Here is a 20,851-nt window from a genome sequence, read left to right as displayed (position 1 = left end):
CCCGGCGCCCCCGCCACCCCCCGCCCACCCGCACCCCGCACCCCACCCGCCGAACCCGGCGAACACCCCCACCAGCACTTTCCGCGCCCCCACCCCACCACCCGCGCCGCCCACCACCCCGCCCCGCCGCCCCGCCCGCGCGCCCCGAAGACCCCGACACGACACGAACACCGAATGGGCAGGTTACGGAAGCCCTCCAGATAGGTAGGGTCTCAGTAGGTCGTCGGCTCTTCGTGAGGAGGTGACGGGGCGTGGCCGCTCGTGACGATGCTGGGGCGCGCAGGGCGCAGCACGAAAAGGAGGTTCGAGACCTCCAAACGCAGGTGTCCTTCCTGGAGGAGGAGATCTCCGTGCTGCGCCGAAAGCTCGCGGAATCCCCGCGGCAGGTACGGGTACTGGAAGAACGTCTCCACGAGGCACAGGCGAACCTGGCCGCCGTGACAGGCCAGAACGAAAGGCTCGTGGCGACCCTCAAGGAAGCCCGCGAACAGATCGTGGCGCTCAAGGAGGAGGTCGACCGGCTCGCACAACCACCATCCGGATTCGGCGTCTTCCTCGAAGCCCGCGACGACGGAACCGTCGACATCTTCACCGGCGGGCGCAAACTCCGCGTCAACGTCAGCCCCGCCGTGGAGACCGACGAACTCCAACGCGGCCAGGAAGTGATGCTCAACGAGGCCCTCAACGTCGTCGAGGCCCTCGAATTCGAAGAGCAGGGCGAAGTCGTCATGCTCAAGGAACTCTTCGACGACGGAGAACGCGCCCTCGTCATCGCGCACGCCGACGAGGAACGCGTCATCAAACTCGCCGAACCCCTCCGCGGCGTCCCACTGCGACCGGGCGACTCGCTCATGCTCGAATCCCGCAGCGGATACGCCTACGAGAAAATCCACAAGGCAGAGGTCGAAGAACTCGTCCTCGAAGAGGTACCCGACATCTCCTACGAGGAGATCGGCGGACTCGGCCCCCAGATCGAGCAGATCCGCGACGCCGTGGAACTGCCCTACCTGCACGCCGACCTCTTCCGCGAACACCACCTCCGCCCCCCCAAGGGAGTCCTGCTCTACGGCCCCCCCGGCTGCGGGAAGACCCTCATCGCCAAGGCCGTCGCCAACTCCCTGGCCAAACAGGTCGCCGAGAAGACCGGCCAGGAAGGCAAGAGCTTCTTCCTCAACATCAAGGGACCCGAGCTCCTCAACAAATACGTCGGCGAAACCGAGCGCCACATCCGGCTCGTCTTCCAACGAGCCCGCGAGAAGGCCTCCGCCGGAACCCCCGTCATCGTCTTCTTCGACGAGATGGACTCCATCTTCCGCACCCGCGGATCCGGCGTGTCCTCCGACGTCGAGAACACCATCGTCCCCCAGCTCCTCAGCGAGATCGACGGCGTCGAGGGCCTGGAGAACGTCATCGTCATCGGCGCCTCCAACCGCGAGGACATGATCGACCCCGCGATCCTGCGCCCCGGCCGCCTCGACGTCAAGATCAAGATCGAGCGGCCCGACGCCGAGGCCGCCAAGGACATCTTCTCCAAGTACATCCTCCCGGGCCTGCCCCTCCACCCCGACGACCGCGCCGAACACGGCGACAGCCCCGACGCCACCGTCGAGGCCATGATCCAGCGCGTCGTCGAGCGGATGTACACCGAGAGCGAGGAGAACCGCTTCCTCGAAGTCACCTACGCCAACGGCGACAAGGAAGTCCTCTACTTCAAGGACTTCAACTCCGGCGCCATGATCCAGAACATCGTGGACCGGGCCAAGAAGATGGCCATCAAGCAGTTCCTCGACACCGGCCAGAAAGGCCTCCGCGTCGCCCACCTCCTCGCCGCCTGCGTCGACGAGTTCAGCGAGAACGAGGACCTGCCCAACACCACCAACCCCGACGACTGGGCCCGCATCTCCGGAAAGAAGGGCGAACGGATCGTCTACATCCGCACCCTCGTCTCCGGAAAGCAGGGCGCGGAAGCCGGACGCTCCATCGACACCGTCGCCAACACCGGCCAGTACCTCTGACACGACCGGTCCGGCACGACACACCGACGGCGCGGCCCCACCAGGGCCGCGCCGTCGGCGCGTCCACACCCGGGACCACCAGCCAAACCCGCCCCCACCGACCCCAGCCGGGACGGACCGAAACCCACCCCACCGCAACACCGGACCCCGGCCCCATGGCTCCACCCCGCCCGCCCCGATAGGCTCGACGATATGAGTGTTCGGCGGGTGATGGGCATCGAGACCGAGTACGGCATCTCCGTACCCGGCCAACCAGGGGCCAACGCGATGGTGACCTCCAGCCAGGTCGTCAACGCCTACCTCGCGGCATCGGCGGCACGAGCCAGAAGAGCACGCTGGGACTTCGAGGAGGAGAACCCCCTCCGCGACGCCCGCGGCTTCGACCTCGCCCGCGAGGTCGCCGACCCCACCCAGCTCACCGACGAGGACCTCGGCCTCGCCAACGTCATCCTCACCAACGGCGCCCGCCTCTACGTCGACCACGCCCACCCCGAGTACTCCGCACCCGAGACCACCAACCCCCTCGACGCCGTGCTCTGGGACAAAGCCGGCGAACGCGTCATGGCCGACGCCGCCCAGCGCGCCGCCATGATCCCCGGCACCCACCCCATCCAGCTCTACAAGAACAACACCGACAACAAAGGCGCCTCCTACGGCTGCCACGAGAACTACCTCATGAAGCGGGAGACCCCCTTCGCCGACATCGTCCGGCACCTCACCCCCTTCTTCGTCTCCCGCCAGGTCGTCACCGGCGCCGGCCGCGTCGGCATCGGCGTCGACGGCCGCGGCGACGGCTTCCAGATCAGCCAGCGCGCCGACTTCTTCGAAGTCGAGGTAGGCCTCGAGACCACCCTCAAACGCCCCATCATCAACACCCGCGACGAACCCCACGCCGACCCCGAGAAATACCGGCGCCTCCACGTCATCATCGGCGACGCCAACATGAGCGAGATCTCCACCTACCTCAAACTCGGCACCACCGCCCTCGTCCTCGCCATGATCGAAGACGGCTTCCTCACCGTCGACCTCTCCGTCGACATGCCCGTCGCCGCCCTCCGCGCCGTCTCCCACGACCCCACCTGCAAACACCTCCTCACCCTCCGCGACGGCCGCAAGATGACCGCCGTCCAGCTCCAGATGGAATACCTCGAGCAATCCCGCAAATACGTCGAGGACCGCTTCGGCGCCGACGTCGACGACATGACCAAGGACGTCCTCGACCGCTGGGAATCGGTCCTGCACCGCCTCGGCGACGACCCCATGCAGCTCTCCCGCGAACTCGACTGGGTCGCCAAACTCGAACTCCTCGACGGCTACCGCAACCGCGACGGCATCGACTGGTCCCACCCCCGCCTCCAGCTCGTCGACCTCCAGTACACCGACATCCGCCCCGGCAAGGGCCTCTACAACCGCCTCGCCGCCCGCGGACGCATCGACCACCTCCTCACCGAGGACCAGGTCCAGCACGCCGTCGAGGAACCCCCCGAGGACACCCGCGCCTACTTCCGCGGCCGCTGCCTCCGCCAGTACGCCGACTCCGTCGCCGCCGCCTCCTGGGACTCGGTCATCTTCGACGTCCCAGGCCGCGAGTCCCTCCAGCGCGTCCCCACCCTGGAGCCCCTGCGCGGCACCAAGCAGCACGTCGGCTCCCTGCTCGACCGCTGCCGCACCGCCGCCGACCTGGTGGCCACCCTCACCGGCCACCGCTGACGACGCCCTGACAGCCCTCCCGGGAGCCCCCGGGAGGGCTTTTCCACGCCCTCTGTCAGGCGCTGCGCAGGACCTTGTGAGCGCGGTCACAGAACGCCCGCGGGCGCCGCCGATTCGTGACTGCTATGCCCGTTTCAGGGGTTCCCGGACGGGCGATAACCCCACCAGGCCCCCCGCGCCGTCCGCCCGGCCTGACCTGGGTGTCGGTGCCCGCTCGCCGCCAGTGATCGGGGATAGGGTTGGGGCTACCGGCGAAGTGGAGGTACGGGACATGGCCACGAAGGACACGGGCGGTCAGAAGCAGACCACCCACCGCACCGAAGAGGTCGAGGAGACCCAGGCGGCCCCCGAGAGCGACGTCCAGGAAAGGCAGGAAAAGCTTTCCGACGATGTCGACGCAATTCTCGATGAAATTGATGAAGTGCTCGAGGAAAATGCGGAGGAATTCGTGCGTGGGTTTGTCCAGAAAGGCGGGGAGTAATCCATATATGTCCGATTTGAGAATCGGATAGTTCGAAGTGACTAGGGTCGTCGAACGTGTGAAACGGTAGAGTCGAACACGACAACGATCCGCGCTTCGATGTCGGGGCTCGTCCCCGGGGTGGGTGGGAGTGGTGAACCAGACCAAGGTGTGCCGTGACTGCGGCCAGGCGAAGCCCGTCACCGAGTTCTGGAAGCGGAAGGCGTCCAAGGACGGACTGTCGCTCTACTGTCGTGACTGCTTCGCGCAGCGGAACGCGGTATCTCACCGCAAGAAGGCGGCGGCCGAGGGGCGCCAGATGAAGGAGTTCCAGCGGCGCCGGATCGTCCCGGAAGGCATGAAGTACTGCCCCCGCTGCGAAGAGGTCAAGTCGGTCCAGGACTTCGGGCGCAACCGTTCGTCGAGATCTGGGCTCTCGGGCTACTGCAAGCCCTGCCACTCCCAGGTCACGCGCGAGAACCGTGAGCTCAACCACGGCAGTGGCCGCAATTACCTGCTCAAGCTCCGGTACGGCATCACCGAGCGACAGGCCGATGCTCTCCTCGCGCGACAGGGCGGGATCTGCGTCATCTGCCTCAGCGCCGCCGGCGTCCACGTCGATCACGATCACGACACCGGCCTGGTGCGGGGCATGCTCTGCTTCAAGTGCAACAACGGCCTCGGTCAGTTCGAGGACGAGGTCGGACGGGTGGAAGGTGCAGCGGAGTACCTGGAGGGCCGCAGTTCGCACTCGCGGAGGCTGTGGCTGGAGACCGGCAAGACCAGCATTCTCGGCCAGTCACGCAGACGGCTGGAGACGTGGCGGGGAGTGAAGCGGGCCGACCAGAGGGGCTCGGTCCGCCACTACAAGCTTCGCCTCAAGTACGGGATCACTGAGGCCGAGGCTGATGCTCTGGTGGCGATGCAGAACGGGCTGTGTGCGATCTGTATGGATCGGGAGCCTGAGCACATCGACCATTGCCATGACTCGATGGCCGTCCGGGGTGCGTTGTGCGTGGGCTGCAACTCGGGGATGGGCCTTCTGGGGGACGACCCGGGCACTCTGTGGCGCGCGGCGGCGTATCTCGGTGGGTCGTTGGTGACGGAGGTTCCGGCTGCCGGGGGTGGGACGCGGTTGTCGTTCACGCTCCCGGATGTGGATCCGGCTCGGGTCGCCGAGGACGGCTGGGAGCGGGTGCGGTCCGAGGACGTTCGGCATCGGAAGGCGTTGCGGGACGCGGCGTGGGAGGCGGAGTGGGTGTTCGACGGTCCGTTCGCCGATCCGTTCGCGACGGCGCTGGTTGGCCGGTCCGGTTGAGTTCGTAGAGCTCGGGAGGCTTCTCGGCTTCAGTCGGCCTCATGGTCGGCTGGGGCCGAGTGTTCTGAATGCGGCCGTTGCGGTCGGCCTGGTGGCGGCGCGGTCGGGTGCGGCGTGTCGGGCGGGTTCGCCGTGGGCGGAGCGGGTGGCGGCGTGCGCGGTATGCGGTGGGCGTGGGGTGAACAGTAGGGTCTTAGTGTCCGCGCCGGTGAGGTCGTTTCGCGGGGCTGGAGCCGGTGCCGTGCTGGAGGGAAGGAGTCGCGTGGCGTCGCAGAATGCGTATGGCGGGCGTCTGCCCGGGTTGTTCGGGAGTCCGGACACCTCGTCGTTCACCGAGTTCCTGGGCGGGTACTCGCCGGACGCGCTGCCGGGGCGGCGGGTGCTGCCCGAGTCGGGTGCGGGGGCGGGGGAGATCCCGCACGGGACGACGATCGTGGCGGTGACGTTCCCCGGTGGTGTGGTGATGGCGGGGGACCGGCGGGCGACGGCGGGGCATGTGATCGCGCAGCGGGACATCGAGAAGGTGTTCCCGGCGGACGAGTTCTCGGCGATCGCGATCGCGGGGACGGCGGGGATCGGCTTGGAGCTGACCCGGTTGTTCCAGGTGGAGCTGGAGCATTACGAGAAGCGTGAGGGGCGGACGCTCTCGATCGAGGGTAAGGCGAACCGGCTGGCGTCGATGGTGCGCGGGAACCTGGGCATGGCGATGCAGGGTCTCGCGGTGGTGCCGTTGTTCGCGGGTTATGACGAGATGGAGGACCGGGGGCGGATCTTCTCGTATGACCCGGCGGGCGGGCGGTACGAGGAGCGGGACTTCTACACGATCGGTTCGGGTTCGCCGTTCGCGCGGGGGTCGTTGAAGAAGCTGTGGCGTCCGGATCTGTCGGCGGCGGACGCGGCGCTGGTGTGCGTGCAGGCGCTGTACGACGCGGCGGACGATGATTCGGCGACGGGTGGTCCGGATCTGCCGCGGGGGATCTTCCCGGTGGTGGCGTCGGTGACGGCGGACGGGTACCGGAGGCTGGGCGAGGACGAGGTGGGCGCGATGGCGCGCAGCGTCGTCGAGGAGCGTTACGAGGCGCCGGGCGGTCCGACCGCCCCGCTGCGATAGAAGGGATGCAGGCCGGTGTCCATGCCGTTCTACGTGTCGCCCGAACAGCAGATGAAGGACAAGGCGGACTACGCGCGTAAGGGCATCGCGCGGGGTCGCAGTGTGGTGGTCCTTCAGTACGAGGACGGGATCTTGTTCGTGGCGGACAATCCGTCGCGGGCGCTGCACAAGATCAGTGAGATCTACGACCGGATCGCGTTCGCGGCGGTGGGGAAGTACAACGAGTTCGAGAACCTGCGTCTGGGGGGTGTGCGGTACGCGGATGTGAACGGGTACCAGTACGACCGCCGGGATGTGACGGCGCGGGGTTTGGCGAACGTGTACGCGCAGTCGCTGGGGACGATCTTCACGGAGACCAACAAGCCGTACGAGGTGGAGCTCGTGGTGGCGGAGGTCGGTGAGGATGCGGAGCAGGACCAGATCTACCGGTTGACGTTCGATGGTTCGGTGGCGGACGAGCACGGGTTCCTGGCGATGGGTGGTCAGGCGGAGGCGGTGTCGCAGGCGTTGAAGGACCGGTACCGGGAGGGTCTGCCGCTGGCGGAGGCCTTGCGGGTGGCGGTGCGGAGTCTGGAGGCGCAGGACAGCGAGCGGCGTCTGGAGGCGCGTTCGCTGGAGGTGGCGGTGCTGGACCGGAACCGGGCGCAGCGTTTGTTCCGGCGGTTGCCGGAGGCGCGGGTGTCGGGGTTGCTGTCGGAGGAGCCGGCGGCGGGTGCGTCCGACTCGGCCGATGCGTCGGGTGCGGCTGACTCGGCTGAGGCGTCGGGTGCCGGGGACGGCGGTTCGGAGTCCTGATCGGTTGATCTGCCCTGGCCCGGGGCGTGGTGGGTGTGCGGCGGGGTCCGTTTCGGCGGGCCTCGCCGTCCCGCGTCTAATGATCTACAATGTAAAGGTGCGCGCCGTGGTGCCGCCCCCGCTGCGGCCTCCGGCTCTACCGGCGGCCGGAGGCGCCGCGTCCCGTCCGGTGAAACTGGAGGCGGAGGAGGCTGCCAAGTCGGCGTCCGGACGCATAGGCTCCTGGTGTGGACAGGCGCATCTTCGGGCTTGAGAACGAGTACGGCGTCACCTGCACCTTCCGCGGTCAGCGGCGGTTGTCACCCGATGAGGTGGCCCGCTACCTGTTCCGCAGGGTCGTGTCGTGGGGTCGCTCCAGCAACGTGTTCCTCCGCAACGGCGCGCGGCTCTACCTGGACGTGGGCAGTCACCCCGAGTACGCCACGCCGGAGTGCGACAGCGTCGTCGACCTGGTGACGCATGACAAGGCCGGTGAGCGGATCCTTGAGGAGCTTCTCGTGGACGCCGAGCGGCGGCTGCGGGAGGAGGGGATCGCCGGCGACATCTACCTGTTCAAGAACAACACCGACTCGGCGGGGAACTCCTACGGCTGCCACGAGAACTACCTGGTGGGGCGGCACGGGGAGTTCGGGCGGCTGGCGGACGTGCTGATCCCGTACCTGGTGACGCGGCAGATCATCTGCGGCGCGGGCAAGGTGCTGCAGACGCCGCGCGGTGCGGTGTACTGCGTGTCGCAGCGGGCCGAGCACATTTGGGAGGGCGTGTCGTCGGCGACGACGCGGTCGCGTCCGATCATCAACACGCGGGACGAGCCGCATGCGGACGCGGAGCGGTTCCGCCGGCTGCATGTGATCGTCGGTGACTCGAACATGTCCGAGTCGACGATGCTGCTGAAGGTCGGCGCGACGGACCTGGTGCTGCGGATGGTCGAGGCCGGCGTGGTGATGCGGGATCTGACGCTGGAGAACCCGATCCGGGCGATCCGTGAGGTCAGCCATGACATGACGGGCCGGCGGAAGGTGCGGCTGGCGAACGGCCGGGAGGCGAGTTCGCTGGAGATCCAGAAGGAGTACTTCGGGAAGGCGAAGGACTTCGTGGACCGGCGGGGCGGCGATCCGGTCGCCAAGCGGGTGCTGGATCTGTGGGAGCGGACGCTCCGGGCGGTGGAGACCGGTGATCTGGACCTGGTCGGCCGGGAGATCGACTGGGTGACGAAGTACAAGCTGATCGAGCGGTACCGGCGCAAGTACGATCTGCCGCTGAGCTCGCCGCGGGTGGCGCAGCTGGATCTGGCGTACCACGATGTGCACCGGGAGCGCGGGCTGTACTACCTGCTGGAGAAGCGCGGGTCGGTGGCGCGGGTGGCGCGGGATGTGGAGATCTTCGAGGCGAAGTCGGTGCCGCCGCAGACGACGCGGGCGCGGCTTCGGGGGGAGTTCATCCGGCGGGCGCAGGAGAAGCGGCGTGATTTCACGGTCGACTGGGTGCATCTGAAGCTGAACGACCAGGCGCAGCGGACGGTGCTGTGCAAGGACCCGTTCCGTTCGGTGGACGAGCGCGTGGACAAGCTCATCGCCGGCATGTGATCGCGGCGGGTCCGGCTTGGTGCCGGGCGTGGGACGGCCCGTGGGTCCGCTTTGAGGGCGGGTTCGCGGGCTGTTTCGTGTCGTCCTGGAAGGCGGCTTCTGTGCCGCGTTGGGGCGGCTTTGCGGGTATTTGGGGAGATCGGGGCGGTGCGGCGGCTCTTGAAGCGGGGTGACCGGCCGGTAGGGTGAGCGGCCAGTCAGGATGCCGTGTCGTCCCCGTGAAGGACCCCCTGTATGCGCCGTCGTTTCTCCGCCGTGTCCGCGGCGTTCGTGCTGGCCGTTCCGCTGCTGTTCGCCGCCGGGTGCGGCGGTTCCGGCGTGCAGGTGTCGGTGAAGGGGGCGGCGGGGCAGCGTCCCGAGGTGAAGATCCCGAAGGGGTCGCCGAAGGACGGGTTCGCGACCGAGACCCTGGCCAAGGGCAAGGGGCAGGGGGCGCGCAAGGGCGATCTGGTGGTCGCGGACTACGTGGGCTACCGGTGGAGCAAGGACGGCAGCAAGCTGCTGGCGTCGAGCTACATGACGGGCCAGCCGGAGGCGTTCCCGACGTGGGACGTGGTGCCGGGGCTGGCGAAGGCGTTCGAGGGGGCGCGGCCGGGGTCGCGGGTGGTGGCGAAGATCCCGCCGAAGCAGGGCTACGGGGACGCGGGGGACGCGGGCCGGCAGATCGGCCCGGACGACACCCTGGTCTACGTGCTGGACGTGCGGGGCGTGTTCGGGCCGTCGGCGGTGGCGCAGGGGAAGGCGCAGCCGGTGACCGATCCGGCGCTGCCGCAGGTGAGCGCGGGCGGCGCGGGGCAGGCGCCGTCGATCACGGTGCCGAAGGGCCCGGCGCCGAAGACCCTGCAGGTGCGGTCGCTGGTGCAGGGGTCGGGCCCGGAGGTCCGCAAGGGGCAGCTGCTGGCGCTGCAGTACAAGGGCGTGTTCTGGCGGAACGGGCAGGAGTTCGACTCGTCCTGGACCGCGAGGCACCCGCACGCCGCGACGATCGGCACCGGTCAGGTGATCAAGGGCTGGGACCAGGCCCTCGTCGGGCAGAAGGTCGGCAGCCGGCTGCTGCTGGTGGTGCCGCCGGAGCTGGCGTACAAGCCGCTGGGCGGGCTGCCGCAGGCGGGGATCCGCGCCGACGACAGCCTGGTGTTCGTCGTGGACATCCTCGGCGCGTTCTGACCCCCGACCCCCGCCCCGGACCGGGACGGCGCGCGCCTACAGGAGGCTTGCGGTGTGGCGGCCGGCGGCGGCGGCGGTGAGGAAGTAGGCGAGGTCCTCGTCCAGGCCGCGGCCCATGGTGGACATGCGGACGCCCCAGTCCTGCTCGGCGGCGGCGAGGACGTCGTGGAGGCCGGTGACGCCGACGGGGGTGAGGGTGTGCCGGTCGCCGAGGGCGGCGGCCTGGGCGGCGACGCGCTCGCCGAAGGGGCCGCCGAGCTCGGGGACGGGGACGTCGGCGCGGGCGAGGGCGACGCGGCCGTAGGCGGTGAGGCTGTGGTGGGAGACGCCCTGGTGGCGTTCGCGGGCGTCGCCTTCGCTGACGCGCAGGGACGCGACGGGGCGTCCGGACAGGACGGCGGCGGCGTTGACGGCCTCGCCGGCGGTGACGCCGGAGTAGCCCCAGCGGGTGCCGGTGCCGAGGTTGCCGGGGCCCTGGGCGAGGACGACGGCGTCGGCGTCGAGGACGAGGCGGGCGGCGAGCAGGCCGGTGTGGACGGTGACGGCCTCCAGGTCGCCGCCGAAGGCCTGGCCGACGGTGATGGTGGCGGCGAGGGCGCCGGCGTCGCGGAGCCGGGCGATGGTCATGGAGAACCAGGCGGGCAGGGCGCCGCCGTCGGGCATGACGTAGACGACGCGGGTGTCGGGGCGGTCGGCGAGCAGGCCGGCGAGGATCGGCGGCAGCGCGGAGTGCAGGTCGGCGACGATCACGGGCATGCCGGTGAGGGAGTCGGCGTCGGCGAGCAGGGCGTGGTGCGGGGAGTCCTGCTCGTCCACGCCGAGGACGGTGGCCTGGAGCGGGGTGTAGCGGGCCTTGACGAGGTGGCCGGGGCCGGGCGGGGGGTCGGGCGGGAGGCGGTCGGGGACGGCGACGACCATCGCGTAGCCTCCGGTCCCCAGACCGAGCGCCAAGGCCGTAGTGTTGAGCAGGACGGTGTCGCCCGGTTCGGGCCTGCCCACGAGCGCGGGGTAGGCGAGGGCGCGGCGGTCGCCGTCGTCCCCGATCGTGACGTCCAATTCGACCGCTCCGGGCCATTCGCGCCGGATGCCTCGTACTGTGCCTTCGCGCCATCGGATCACACCGGAGACGGTAGCGTCCTCCTGGGGACGGCGACGAGGCGGCGCGCTCCGGCGGCGGAGGTTGCCGGGGCGGCGTGGCCGGCGTGTGGCGGACGGCGGGTCCGCGCCCCGCGCGGTGCGGGTTTTCGGACGTGGAAGAGGTGGTGGCGAAGTGTCGCGGCGCAAGACCGAGCGCCTGCTCAACCTGGTGGTCTGCCTGCTGGCCACGCGGCGCTACCTGACGGCCGAGCAGATCCGGCGGGCCGTTCCGGGGTATCCGGACGGCGATGAGGCGTTCAAGCGGATGTTCGAGCGCGACAAGGAGGAGCTGCGCGAGCTGGGCGTTCCTCTGGAGGTCGGCAGCGACGCGTCCGGGGGCGGCGGTGAGGAGATCGGGTACCGGATCCCGCCGCAGGCCTACGAGCTGCCGGAGATCCACCTGTCGCCGGACGAGGCGGCGGTGCTGGGTCTGGCGGCGCGGGTGTGGCAGCGGGCGAGCATGGCCGACGCGGCCTCGGGGGCGCTGCTGAAGCTGCGCGCGGCCGGGGTGGAGACCGATGTGCCGACGGCGGTGGGGGTGGAGCCGCGGGTCGACACGGGTGATCCGGCGTTCGCGCCGCTGTGGGAGGCGGTGCGGGACGGCCGTCCGGTGACGTTCGAGTACCAGGGTGTGGGGCGGACGCACGGCGCGCGGCGGCATCTGGAGCCGTGGGGCGTGGTGAGCCGCCGGGGCCGCTGGTATGTGGTCGGGCACGACCGGGACCGGGGCGAGCCGCGGGTGTTCCGGCTGTCGCGGATCTCGGGTCCGGTCCGTCCGGACGGTCCGGCGGGCAGCGTGGTGGTGCCGGACGGCGCGGACGTGCGGGCGATCGCGTTCGGGCAGGACGACCCGTCGGCCGAGCCGCGTCCGGCGACGGTGCGGCTGCGGTCGGGTGCGGCGCAGGGTCCGCGGCGGTGGGCGCGGGACGTGCGGCCGGTCGGGGACGGCTGGGACGAGGGCGTGCTGACGTTCCGCGATCTGGACCGGTTCGCGCCGTACCTGGCGCGGTTCGCCGCGGACGTGGTGGTGCTGGACCCGCCGGACCTGCGGGACGCGGTGATCGGGCATCTGAAGTCGGTGCTGGCGTCCAACGAGACCGCCGGCGCGGGTTCCGCCGGTGCGGGCTCGGGCGGGGCGGGGGAGGGGCGATGAGCATGGAGACGGCCGAGCCGGCGCGGGACGCGGCGCGGGACGCGCGGCGGCCCGGGGCGACCTCGACGGGTCGGCTGGCGCGGCTGCTGGCGCTGGTGCCGTACGTGGTGAACCGGGACGCGGTGGCGCTGGACGAGGCGGCCGCGGCGTTCGGGGTGACCGAGAAGCAGCTGATCGACGACCTGAACATGCTGTGGTGCGTGGAGCTGCGCGCGCCGGACCCGTACTGCCCGATCGACCTGTCCTACGAGGGCGGGGAGATCACCGTGACGGAGGCCGAGTCGATCGCGCGGCCGCTGCGGCTGAAGGCGGACGAGGCGGCGGCGCTGCTGGTGGCGCTGCGGATGCTGGCGGGCCTGCCGGAGCTGCACGACCGGGACGCGCTGTCGCGGCTGATCGCGAAGCTGGAGGCGGCGGCGGGCGCGGCGGCGCAGGCGGCGGGGAAGGTCGCGGTGGAGGTCGTGGAGACCCGCGGCGACACCCTGGCGCGGCTGCGGGCGGCGGTGGGCGGGCGGCGCCGCGTCCACCTGACGTACTACGTGCCGACGCGGGACGAGAACACCGAGCGGGACGTGGACCCGATGCGGCTCCTGGTGGTGGAGGGCACCACCTACCTGGAGGGCTGGTGCCGCCGCGCGGAGGCGGTGCGGCTGTTCCGGCTGGACCGGATCACCGACCTGGCCGTGCTGGACGTGCCCGCCGACGTTCCGGACGAGGCGGAGCCGATCGACGTGGACGCGGGCCTGTTCCGGCCGTCGCCGCAGGACGAGGCCGTCACGCTGGAGCTGACGCCGCGCGGGCGGTGGGTCGCCGACTCCTACCCGTGCGAGTCGGTGACCGAGCTGGGGGAGGGGCGGCTGCGGGTGGTGCTGCGCACCCCCGACACCCGGTGGGTGCGGGCGCTGGCGCTGCGGCTGGGCGACCAGGGGCGGGTCGTGGCGCCGGCGGCGCTGGCCGGGGCCGTCCGCGACGACGCGGCGCGCGCGCTGGCCCGTTACGACATCGCGTGAGGCGTCGGCTACGGTGGCGGGCATGACGTGGCTTGCGGCGGCGGTGGTCCTGGGGTTCGCCGGGCTGGCCGTGCTGGCCTGGTGCTCCTTCCGGGTGTGGCTGGGCGTGCGCCGTCTGGCGCGTGAACTGGAACGGACGCGCCGGAGACTCCAGCCGAAACACTCCGCGCTGCGCGCCGAGGTCAGGGATCTGCAGGACGCGCGCGCCCCTGCCGGCCCCGGCGAGGGCGTACGATCGACGTGAGTACCACCTGCTGAAGAGGACCGTCATGAATCTGGGCACGCCCGAAATCCTGATCCTGCTGTTCGTCGTCGTGCTGATCTTCGGTTCGGCGAAGCTGCCGCAGCTGGCGCGGTCCCTCGGCAAGTCCGCGCGGATCCTGAAGGCCGAGACCAAGGGCCTGGTCGAGGACGACGACGACAAGCCGCAGCAGGCCGCCCCGGCGCCCGCGGCGGCGCCGAGCGAGGACGCCCGCGACCGTGCGGCGCGGCTGCGCGAGGAGGCGGCCCGGCTGGAGCGCGAGGCGGCCGCGGGCGAGCGCCGCCCCGGTGCGCTGCCGTCGGGTGAGCCGATCGAGGGCGTCCCCGTCGACCGCGGCCAGTACCGCGCCAACGGCTGACCGTCCCGGTCCCCCGGCTTTCCGCACGGACCGGCCGAGCGCCGCTCCCCGACCCCTGAATGCCCACCATGAAGATGAAGAGTCGGCCCGTCGACCCCGAGGGCCGGATGCCGCTCATGGAGCACCTGCGTGAGCTGCGCAACCGCCTGATCAAGGCGATGCTCGGCCTGGCGGTCGGCACCGGCGTCGGCTGGCTGTTCTTCGACCCGATCTGGAAGTTCGTCACCGAGCCGTTCACCCGGATCGACCCCAAGCACTGCATCAACAACAAGTGCGACCTGGTCGTCCACGGGATCTTCGACGGGTTCTTCATCCACATGAAGGTCGCGCTGCTGGCGGGCGCGGTCATCTCCTCCCCGATCTGGCTGTACCAGCTGTGGGCGTTCGTCGCGCCCGGGCTGTACAAGCGCGAGAAGCGCTGGACCTACACCTTCATCGCCGCGGCGGTGCCGCTGTTCGTGGCGGGCGCGGCCCTGGCCTACGTCACGATGGACAAGGGCCTGAAGATCCTGATCGGGCTCGCGCCGGGCAGCTCCACGGTGCTGGTCGGGGTGGAGTCCTACCTCGGCTACGCGCAGGCGATGCTGCTGATCTTCGGGCTGGCGTTCGAGCTGCCGCTGTTCGTGGTGATCCTGAACATGGCCGGGGTGCTGCCGCACAGCGCGATCCGCCGGTTCCGGCGCATGATGATCTTCGGGATCTTCGTGTTCGCGGCGGTCGCCACCCCCAGCCAGGACCCCTTCACGATGCTGGCGCTGGCCCTCCCGACGGTCGTGCTGTTCGAGGTGTCGGAGATCCTCGCCTACCTCAACGACCGGCGCCGCGCGAACGCCCCCGACCCGTACGCGGGCCTGTCGGACGACGAGGCCGCCCCGCTGGACCTGGACCGCATCGACGCGGAACTGGAGGACGGCAGCCGCGGCCGCAACCGCTGACCGTCCCACCCGGACCGTCCCGCGGAGACCGTCTGGGGCGCGTGGCGTCGGCGTGTCCGGGATCGTGCGGATGGAGGGCATCCGGTGCGGACGGTCCGGATGAAGATCGTCCGTCCGGAAAGTCGTGCGGCCCCGAATTGGGTATCCGGGCGGGCGAAACCGTAGGCTCGGAGGCATGAGCACCCCCGACACGCAGTCGGCCGAGCCGTCCCCGGCCGAACGGTACCGCGCCTACCGGGCCCGGACCGCGGGGAACGGGCCCGCGCTGCTGGACTTCCAGACCCTGTACGACTTCGAGCTGGACGGGTTCCAGATCGAGGCCTGCCGGGCGCTGGAGGGCGGCAGCGGCGTCCTGGTCGCCGCGCCGACCGGCTCCGGCAAGACCCTCGTCGGGGAGTTCGCGGTGCACCTGGCGCTGCTCGGCGGCGGCAAGTGCTTCTACACCACCCCGATCAAGGCGCTGTCGAACCAGAAGTACGCCGACCTGGTCCGCCGCTACGGCCCCGAGAAGGTCGGGCTGCTGACCGGCGACAACAGCGTCAACGGCGACGCGCCGATCGTGGTGATGACCACCGAGGTGCTCCGCAACATGCTGTACGCGGGGTCGCAGACCCTCGCCGGGCTGGCGTTCGTGGTGATGGACGAGGTGCACTACCTCGCCGACCGGTTCCGCGGCGCGGTCTGGGAAGAAGTGATCATCCACGTGCCGGAGTCGGTGCGGATCGTGGCGCTGTCGGCGACGGTGTCCAACGCCGAGGAGTTCGGCGAGTGGCTGCAGGAGGTCCGCGGCGACACCGCCGTGATCGTCGACGAGGTGCGGCCCGTCCCGCTGTTCCAGCACATGATGGTCGGCACCCGCCTGTACGACCTGTTCGTCGAGCAGGGCAGGGGCGAGGGCCGCAAGGCGAGGCTGAACCCGCAGCTGACCCGGATGGCGGTGGAGGAGGTCCGCCGCAACAAGGTCAACCAGGGCCGCCGCACCGGGCGCCGCCGGCAGGCGCGCCCGCAGCGGTACCGGCCGCCGCTGCGCGCCGACGTGATCGAGCGGCTGGAGCGCGCCGGGCTGCTGCCCGCGATCACCTTCATTTTCTCCCGCAACGGCTGCGACGCGGCCGTCCTGCAGTGCCTGCACGCCGGGCTGCGCCTCACCTCCCGGGAGGAGTCGGAGGAGATCCGCGCGCACGTGGAGCTGCGCACCGCCGACCTGGACCCCGCCGACCTGCACGTCCTCGGCTACCACGACTTCCTGTCGGCGCTGGAGCGCGGCATCGCCGCCCACCACGCCGGGATGCTCCCGACGTTCAAGGAGATCGTCGAGGAGCTGTTCACCCGCGGGCTGATCAAGGCGGTGTTCGCGACCGAGACGCTCGCGCTCGGCATCAACATGCCCGCCCGCACCGTGGTGATCGAGAAGCTCGACAAGTGGAACGGCGAGGCGCACGTCGACCTCACCCCCGGCGAGTACACCCAGCTCACCGGACGCGCCGGACGCCGCGGCATCGACGTCGAGGGCCACGCGGTCGTGATCTGGGGCCCGAGCGTGGAGCCCGCGTCGCTGGCGGGCCTCGCCGGCGCCCGCACCTACCCGCTGAACTCCAGCTTCCGGCCGTCCTACAACATGGCGGTGAACCTGGTCGGCGCGGTCGGGTTCGAACGCGCCCGCAACCTGCTGGAGCAGTCGTTCGCGCAGTTCCAGGCCGACCGGGCCGTGGTCGGCCTGGCCCGGCAGGTCCGCAAGAACGAGGAGGCGCTCGCCGGGTACGCCGAGGCCGCCACCTGCCACCTCGGCGACTTCATGGAGTACGCGGCGCTGCGCCGCCGCCTGTCGGACCGGGAGGCCGAGCTGGCGCGGGAAAGGTCGCAGTCGCGGCGCGCCGAGGCCGCCCGGTCGCTGGAGCACCTGCGTCCCGGCGACGTGATCCTCGTGCCGTCCGGGCGCCGCTCGGGCCTGGCCGTCGTGCTCGACCCCGGCCTCGGCCGCCGCTCGGACGGCGCGGCGCCGCTGGTGCTGACCGCCGGCGCGTCGGTGCAGCGGCTGTCGATCCACGACTTCCCCCGCCCGGTCGAGCCCGTCGACCGGATCCGGGTGCCGAAGTCGTTCAGCCCCCGCAACCCGCAGATGCGCCGCGACCTGGCGTCCACGCTGCGCAACAAGGTCTCCGACGACACCCGCGACCGGCGCCGCGTCCGCGACACCCCCGCCGGGGACGACGCGGAGATCGCGCGGCTGCGCGCCGAGCTGCGCGCGCACCCCGTGCACGGCTGCGACCAGCGCGAGGACCACGCCCGCTGGGCCGAGCGGTACTTCCGGCTGGAGCGCGACACCGAGCTGCTGCGCCGCCGCGTCGAGGGCCGCTCGCAGGTGATCGCCCGGACCTTCGACCGGGTCTGCGGCGTGCTGCAGCAGCTCGGCTACCTCGACGGCGAGGACGTCACCGACGAGGGCCGCCGCCTCGGCCGCATCTACAACGAGCTGGACCTGCTCACTGCCGAGTCGCTGCGCGAGGGCCTGTGGGAGAAGCTCGACCACGCCGAGCTCGCCGCGTGCGTGTCGGCGCTGGTGTACGAGTCGCGGCAGCCCGACGACGCGTCCGCGCCGCGGGTCCCCGGCGGCGCCGCGCAGGACGCCCTCGCCGGCATGATCCGCCTCTGGGGCGAGCTGGACGCGGTGGAGAAGGACAACCAGGTGTCGTTCCTGCGCGAACCCGACCTCGGGTTCGCCTGGACCGCCTACCGCTGGGCCAAGGGCGACGAGCTCGACGAGGTGCTGCTGGACGGCGACATGACCGCCGGCGACTTCGTCCGCGCCGTCAAGCAGCTCCTGGACCTGCTCGGGCAGGTCGCCGACGCCGCCGAACCCAACAGCCACATCCGCAAGACCGCGCGGCGCGCGATGGACGCGATGCGCCGCGGCGTCGTCGCCTACACCTCCGTCACCTGACCCCCCCCGTCGCTGGGGACTCTCGGGAGACCGGCCGTCTTCTACAGACATGTAGAGGAAATCTCTGCCCGGCCGGTCTCCTTCTGTTAGCTTCGATCGCTGTACGTGGTCGGCCGCTCGCGCGCGGTCGCCGTGACGACGTCCCGATCGGAGTGCGATGCCCGCCGAGATCCCTTCAGTCCCGGCCGCCGGGAGAACCGGCGGCGGGCTGCCCGCGCGGATGGCGCAGCTGCCGGCCGATCCGCGCGCTTTCGCGGTGATGTGCAAGCTCCCGCAGGTCACCGCGCTGTTCTGGGTGCTGAAGATCGTCGCGGTGACGCTGGGGGAGACCGCCGGGGACCTGTTCGGGATCACCCTCGGCGTCGGGTACGCCGCGACCGGGCTGATCTTCCTCGGGTACTTCCTGGTCGTCCTGGCGCTGCAGCTGCGGGCCCCGCGGTTTCGTCCGGCGCTGTTCTGGGCGGTGGTGCTCGGCACCAGCATGGTCGGCACCGAGGTGTCGGACCTCCTCGACCGCGGCCCCGGCCACGGCGCCGCCGCCGACGGCATCGGCTACGGCTGGGGCGCGCTGCTGCTGTCGGCGCTGCTCGGGCTGGTGTTCCTGGCCTGGTGGCGGACGGGCCAGAGCCGCGACGTCGAGGCGATCTCCAGCCGCACCGGCGAGATGCTGTACTGGGCGGCGATCCTGGTGTCGAACACGCTCGGCACCGCCAGCGGCGACTGGCTGTCCGACGACACCGGCCTCGGCTTCCGGAACGCGTTCCTGATCATCGCCGCGGTGCTGCTGGCGCTGGTCGCCGCGCACTACCTCACCGGGATCAGCACCACCCTGCTGTTCTGGGCCGCGTTCGTCCTCACCCGTCCGCTGGGCGCCGCCGGCGGCGACGCGCTGATCAAGCCGGTCGGGCAGGGCGGGCTGGGGTGGGGGAGCCTGTGGGGCTCGGCGGCTCTGCTGGCGGTGCTGCTGGTGCTGGTCGCCTGCCAGGGGCGCCTCGTGCGGCGCGTCCCGCTGCCGCCGCTGCCGTTCCCGGTCGACCGCCGCACCGGACGCCCGCAGGCCCCCAACGGCGCCGTCGTCCCGCGACCCGCCGGAGACCCGGTGTATGCCGACGCGGTGTAGGGAAAGTAACCTACGACACGTCGGGAAAAGCGCCGCCGTTCTCGGGCCGGGCCAGTAAGGCCCGTCCGGGGCGGACGGCACGCCGGAAGGGGACGACATGGGCACCGACCGCGCGACCGCCCGCCGGGCCGGGCCGGAGGGCTTCGCCGCCGAGCTGCGCGCCGCGACCCGGCGCGACCACGACGAGATCCAGGGCTCGGCGTTCCTCACCGACCTGGTCGAAGGACGCCTCGACCGCGCCGCCTACGCCCGCTACCTCGGCCAGCTCTGCCACATCTACGACGCCCTGGAGGACCTCACCGACCGGTGGGCCGCCGACCCGGTCACGGCCGCGTTCGACCTGCCGGGCCTGCGCCGCCGCGACGCCCTGCACGCCGACCTGGCCCACTTCCAGGGACGCCCCGGAGCGCCCGTCCCGACCGCCGCCACCCGCCGCTACGTCGCCGCGATCCGCGCCGCCGGGAAGCGCCGCGGCGGGTTCGTCGCCCACCACTACATCCGCTACATGGGCGACCTGTCGGGCGGCCAGTACATGGGCCAGCAGATCCGCAAGGTGTTCGGCCTGCAGGACGGAGCCGACGGCGCCCGGTTCTACGCCTTCCCCGGCAAGCCCAAGTCCTACAAGGACCGCTACCGCGCCCAGCTCGACCGCGCCCCCTGGGACGCCGCCGAACGCGCCCACCTCATCGCCGAGGTCCGCCGCGCCTACCGTCTCAACGCCGACCTCACCGCCGCACTGTAAACCCACCGCCGAGCTGTCGACCCGACCGCTGCGCTGCGGCGGTCAGTCGTCGGCGGTGTCGGCGGGGCGGTGGGCGAACTCGACCAGGCCCGCCGGGTCGACGACCGTGATCCGGCGCCAGCCCGTCCGGACCAGGCCCTCCTGCCGCAGCCGGTTCAGGCCCCGCGCGACCGTCTCGCGCGAGGCGTCCATCCACGAGCCGAGCTCCTGCTGCGACAGCGGCGGCGCGATGTCCACCCCGCCGTCCGGCGCCGGCGGGACGTGCCGCGCCGACAGCTCCGCCAGGTGCGCCAGCAGCAGCGCCAGCCGCTGGTCGCCGCGCACCGCCACGTGCGCCCGCGCCCGCTGGTCCGCGTCGTCCAGCCGCCGGACGAACGTGCCGCTCACCAGGCGCCACACCCGCGGGTGCGCGTCCAGGAACGCGGTGAACCGCGCCGCCGGCACCACCCGCGCCCGCACCACCGACAGCGCCGTCACCGTCGCCGACCGGTGCCGCGCGCCGAGCACCGCGCTCTCGCACACCAGGTCGCCCGGCCCCCGCACGGCCAGCACCACCGCCGTGCCGTCCTCGGTGGACGAGGCGACCTTCACCCAGCCCGACTCGATCACGATGATGTGGTCCGACTCGTCGCCCTGCAGGCACAGCGGTGTCCGCGCCGCGAACGTCCGCGGCCGCGCCACCGCGCGCAGCGCGTCCCGCTCGGCGGCCGTCAGCGCGCTCCAGAAGTCGTCGGGCCGCGCCGGGAGTTTCCTGTCGATCAACGGGGCATCCGTTCTCCGAGCCTCCCCGGGGAAGGGGGCTCGCGTGTCGGGACGGGAAGACCGGCGCCCGCGGCGGATGGGGGGAGTGGGGCGATGAGGCCCGAGCCGCGGGCGCCGGTCCGCTTCTACCGGTCGCCGCGGCGCCGCCGGTGACCCTGCGTGCCGCGCCACTGCGCGCTGCTGACGACTGCCTGGCAACCTCCCACGTTCACCTCGGCGATCGAGGGCGCCCCCACCGGGGCACCCGCTCCCCCCAGCGAACACCCCGC

General features: G+C 71.4%; 18 protein-coding genes. 16 read left to right on the top strand and 2 right to left on the bottom strand.

Features of this window, described 5'->3' with window-relative positions:
- Positions 1-251 precede the first annotated feature (251 nt).
- The 8 genes from arc to FHU30_RS39330 all read left to right on the top strand — a co-directional run bounded on the left by arc (position 252) and on the right by FHU30_RS39330 (position 10,162).
- Positions 252-2,015 (top strand): proteasome ATPase, encoded by a 1,764-nt coding sequence (gene arc, locus FHU30_RS39365; protein WP_253882802.1) that lies wholly within the window; start codon positions 252-254, stop codon positions 2,013-2,015.
- 192 nt (positions 2,016-2,207) lie between these two features.
- Complete coding sequence (gene dop, locus FHU30_RS39360; RefSeq protein WP_253882795.1) at positions 2,208-3,725, top strand: depupylase/deamidase Dop; 1,518 nt, start codon at positions 2,208-2,210, stop codon at positions 3,723-3,725.
- A gap of 271 nt (positions 3,726-3,996) precedes the next feature.
- Complete coding sequence (locus FHU30_RS39355; RefSeq protein WP_253882794.1) at positions 3,997-4,206, top strand: ubiquitin-like protein Pup; 210 nt, start codon at positions 3,997-3,999, stop codon at positions 4,204-4,206.
- A 133-nt stretch (positions 4,207-4,339) separates the two neighbouring features.
- Positions 4,340-5,503 (top strand): endonuclease domain-containing protein, encoded by a 1,164-nt coding sequence (locus FHU30_RS39350; protein WP_253882792.1) that lies wholly within the window; start codon positions 4,340-4,342, stop codon positions 5,501-5,503.
- Positions 5,504-5,765: 262 nt separating this feature from the next.
- On the top strand, positions 5,766-6,614 hold the full coding sequence (gene prcB, locus FHU30_RS39345; protein ID WP_253882791.1) for a proteasome subunit beta: 849 nt from the start codon (positions 5,766-5,768) through the stop codon (positions 6,612-6,614).
- A gap of 21 nt (positions 6,615-6,635) precedes the next feature.
- Entirely contained in the window at positions 6,636-7,409 is a 774-nt protein-coding gene (prcA, locus tag FHU30_RS39340; protein WP_253882789.1) for a proteasome subunit alpha, read from the top strand.
- Positions 7,410-7,636: 227 nt separating this feature from the next.
- Positions 7,637-8,995: a Pup--protein ligase gene (gene pafA, locus FHU30_RS39335; RefSeq protein ID WP_026412979.1), complete on the top strand. Its 1,359-nt coding sequence runs from the start codon at positions 7,637-7,639 to the stop codon at positions 8,993-8,995.
- Positions 8,996-9,229: 234 nt separating this feature from the next.
- Positions 9,230-10,162, top strand: a complete 933-nt coding sequence (locus tag FHU30_RS39330; RefSeq protein ID WP_253882787.1) for an FKBP-type peptidyl-prolyl cis-trans isomerase — start codon at positions 9,230-9,232, stop codon at positions 10,160-10,162.
- 36 nt (positions 10,163-10,198) lie between these two features.
- Here the strand turns inward: FHU30_RS39330 and FHU30_RS39325 are convergent, their stop codons facing one another.
- Positions 10,199-11,281, bottom strand: coding sequence for a DUF3866 family protein (locus FHU30_RS39325; protein WP_253882785.1), 1,083 nt, complete (start codon positions 11,279-11,281; stop codon positions 10,199-10,201).
- Positions 11,282-11,432: 151 nt separating this feature from the next.
- On the opposite strand from FHU30_RS39325, the gene FHU30_RS39320 reads away from it, so the two are divergent.
- From FHU30_RS39320 to FHU30_RS39285, 8 genes are all read left to right on the top strand, one after another.
- Positions 11,433-12,452, top strand: coding sequence for a helix-turn-helix transcriptional regulator (locus FHU30_RS39320; protein WP_253882783.1), 1,020 nt, complete (start codon positions 11,433-11,435; stop codon positions 12,450-12,452).
- Positions 12,449-13,462 carry a helix-turn-helix transcriptional regulator gene (locus FHU30_RS39315; protein ID WP_253882781.1) on the top strand — a complete coding sequence of 338 codons (1,014 nt, stop codon included), beginning with the start codon at positions 12,449-12,451 and terminating at the stop codon, positions 13,460-13,462. Before FHU30_RS39320 ends, FHU30_RS39315 begins: the two co-directional genes overlap by 4 nt.
- A 22-nt stretch (positions 13,463-13,484) precedes the next feature.
- A complete protein-coding gene (locus FHU30_RS39310) occupies positions 13,485-13,706 on the top strand; it encodes a hypothetical protein (RefSeq protein ID WP_253882780.1) in 222 nt (73 codons plus the stop codon).
- Positions 13,707-13,731: 25 nt separating this feature from the next.
- Positions 13,732-14,082 (top strand): twin-arginine translocase TatA/TatE family subunit, encoded by a 351-nt coding sequence (locus FHU30_RS39305; RefSeq protein WP_253882778.1) that lies wholly within the window; start codon positions 13,732-13,734, stop codon positions 14,080-14,082.
- Positions 14,083-14,150: 68 nt separating this feature from the next.
- Positions 14,151-15,017, top strand: a complete 867-nt coding sequence (gene tatC / locus FHU30_RS39300) for a twin-arginine translocase subunit TatC (RefSeq protein ID WP_253882776.1) — start codon at positions 14,151-14,153, stop codon at positions 15,015-15,017.
- Between the two features lie 175 nt (positions 15,018-15,192).
- Entirely contained in the window at positions 15,193-17,958 is a 2,766-nt protein-coding gene (locus tag FHU30_RS39295; RefSeq protein WP_253882774.1) for a DEAD/DEAH box helicase, read from the top strand.
- A gap of 157 nt (positions 17,959-18,115) precedes the next feature.
- Positions 18,116-19,078, top strand: coding sequence for a COG4705 family protein (locus FHU30_RS39290; protein ID WP_253882773.1), 963 nt, complete (start codon positions 18,116-18,118; stop codon positions 19,076-19,078).
- Positions 19,079-19,175: 97 nt separating this feature from the next.
- On the top strand, positions 19,176-19,820 hold the full coding sequence (locus FHU30_RS39285; protein WP_253882772.1) for a biliverdin-producing heme oxygenase: 645 nt from the start codon (positions 19,176-19,178) through the stop codon (positions 19,818-19,820).
- A 42-nt stretch (positions 19,821-19,862) separates the two neighbouring features.
- Here the strand turns inward: FHU30_RS39285 and FHU30_RS39280 are convergent, their stop codons facing one another.
- Positions 19,863-20,582, bottom strand: a complete 720-nt coding sequence (locus tag FHU30_RS39280; protein ID WP_253882770.1) for a Crp/Fnr family transcriptional regulator — start codon at positions 20,580-20,582, stop codon at positions 19,863-19,865.
- Positions 20,583-20,851 lie beyond the last annotated feature (269 nt).

Origin of the sequence: Actinomadura rupiterrae, from assembly GCF_024172125.1 — a bacterium.
GTDB classification, from domain to species: domain Bacteria; phylum Actinomycetota; class Actinomycetes; order Streptosporangiales; family Streptosporangiaceae; genus Spirillospora; species Spirillospora rupiterrae.
The sequence above is the reverse complement of the archived record's forward strand: the minus strand, read 5'-3'. Positions and strand labels throughout refer to the sequence as shown.

What these genes read in the sequence shown, in the direction of transcription:
- FHU30_RS39355 (WP_253882794.1), top strand. Translation starts at nt 3,997, where the DNA reads ATGGCCACGAAGGACACGGGCGGTCAGAAGCAGACCACCCACCGCACC.
- dop (WP_253882795.1), top strand. Translation starts at nt 2,208, where the DNA reads ATGAGTGTTCGGCGGGTGATGGGCATCGAGACCGAGTACGGCATCTCC.
- FHU30_RS39315 (WP_253882781.1), top strand. Translation starts at nt 12,449, where the DNA reads ATGAGCATGGAGACGGCCGAGCCGGCGCGGGACGCGGCGCGGGACGCG.
- FHU30_RS39330 (WP_253882787.1), top strand. Translation starts at nt 9,230, where the DNA reads ATGCGCCGTCGTTTCTCCGCCGTGTCCGCGGCGTTCGTGCTGGCCGTT.
- FHU30_RS39285 (WP_253882772.1), top strand. Translation starts at nt 19,176, where the DNA reads ATGGGCACCGACCGCGCGACCGCCCGCCGGGCCGGGCCGGAGGGCTTC.
- prcA (WP_253882789.1), top strand. Translation starts at nt 6,636, where the DNA reads ATGCCGTTCTACGTGTCGCCCGAACAGCAGATGAAGGACAAGGCGGAC.
- FHU30_RS39310 (WP_253882780.1), top strand. Translation starts at nt 13,485, where the DNA reads ATGACGTGGCTTGCGGCGGCGGTGGTCCTGGGGTTCGCCGGGCTGGCC.
- FHU30_RS39290 (WP_253882773.1), top strand. Translation starts at nt 18,116, where the DNA reads ATGCCCGCCGAGATCCCTTCAGTCCCGGCCGCCGGGAGAACCGGCGGC.
- tatC (WP_253882776.1), top strand. Translation starts at nt 14,151, where the DNA reads ATGAAGATGAAGAGTCGGCCCGTCGACCCCGAGGGCCGGATGCCGCTC.
- FHU30_RS39295 (WP_253882774.1), top strand. Translation starts at nt 15,193, where the DNA reads ATGAGCACCCCCGACACGCAGTCGGCCGAGCCGTCCCCGGCCGAACGG.
- FHU30_RS39305 (WP_253882778.1), top strand. Translation starts at nt 13,732, where the DNA reads ATGAATCTGGGCACGCCCGAAATCCTGATCCTGCTGTTCGTCGTCGTG.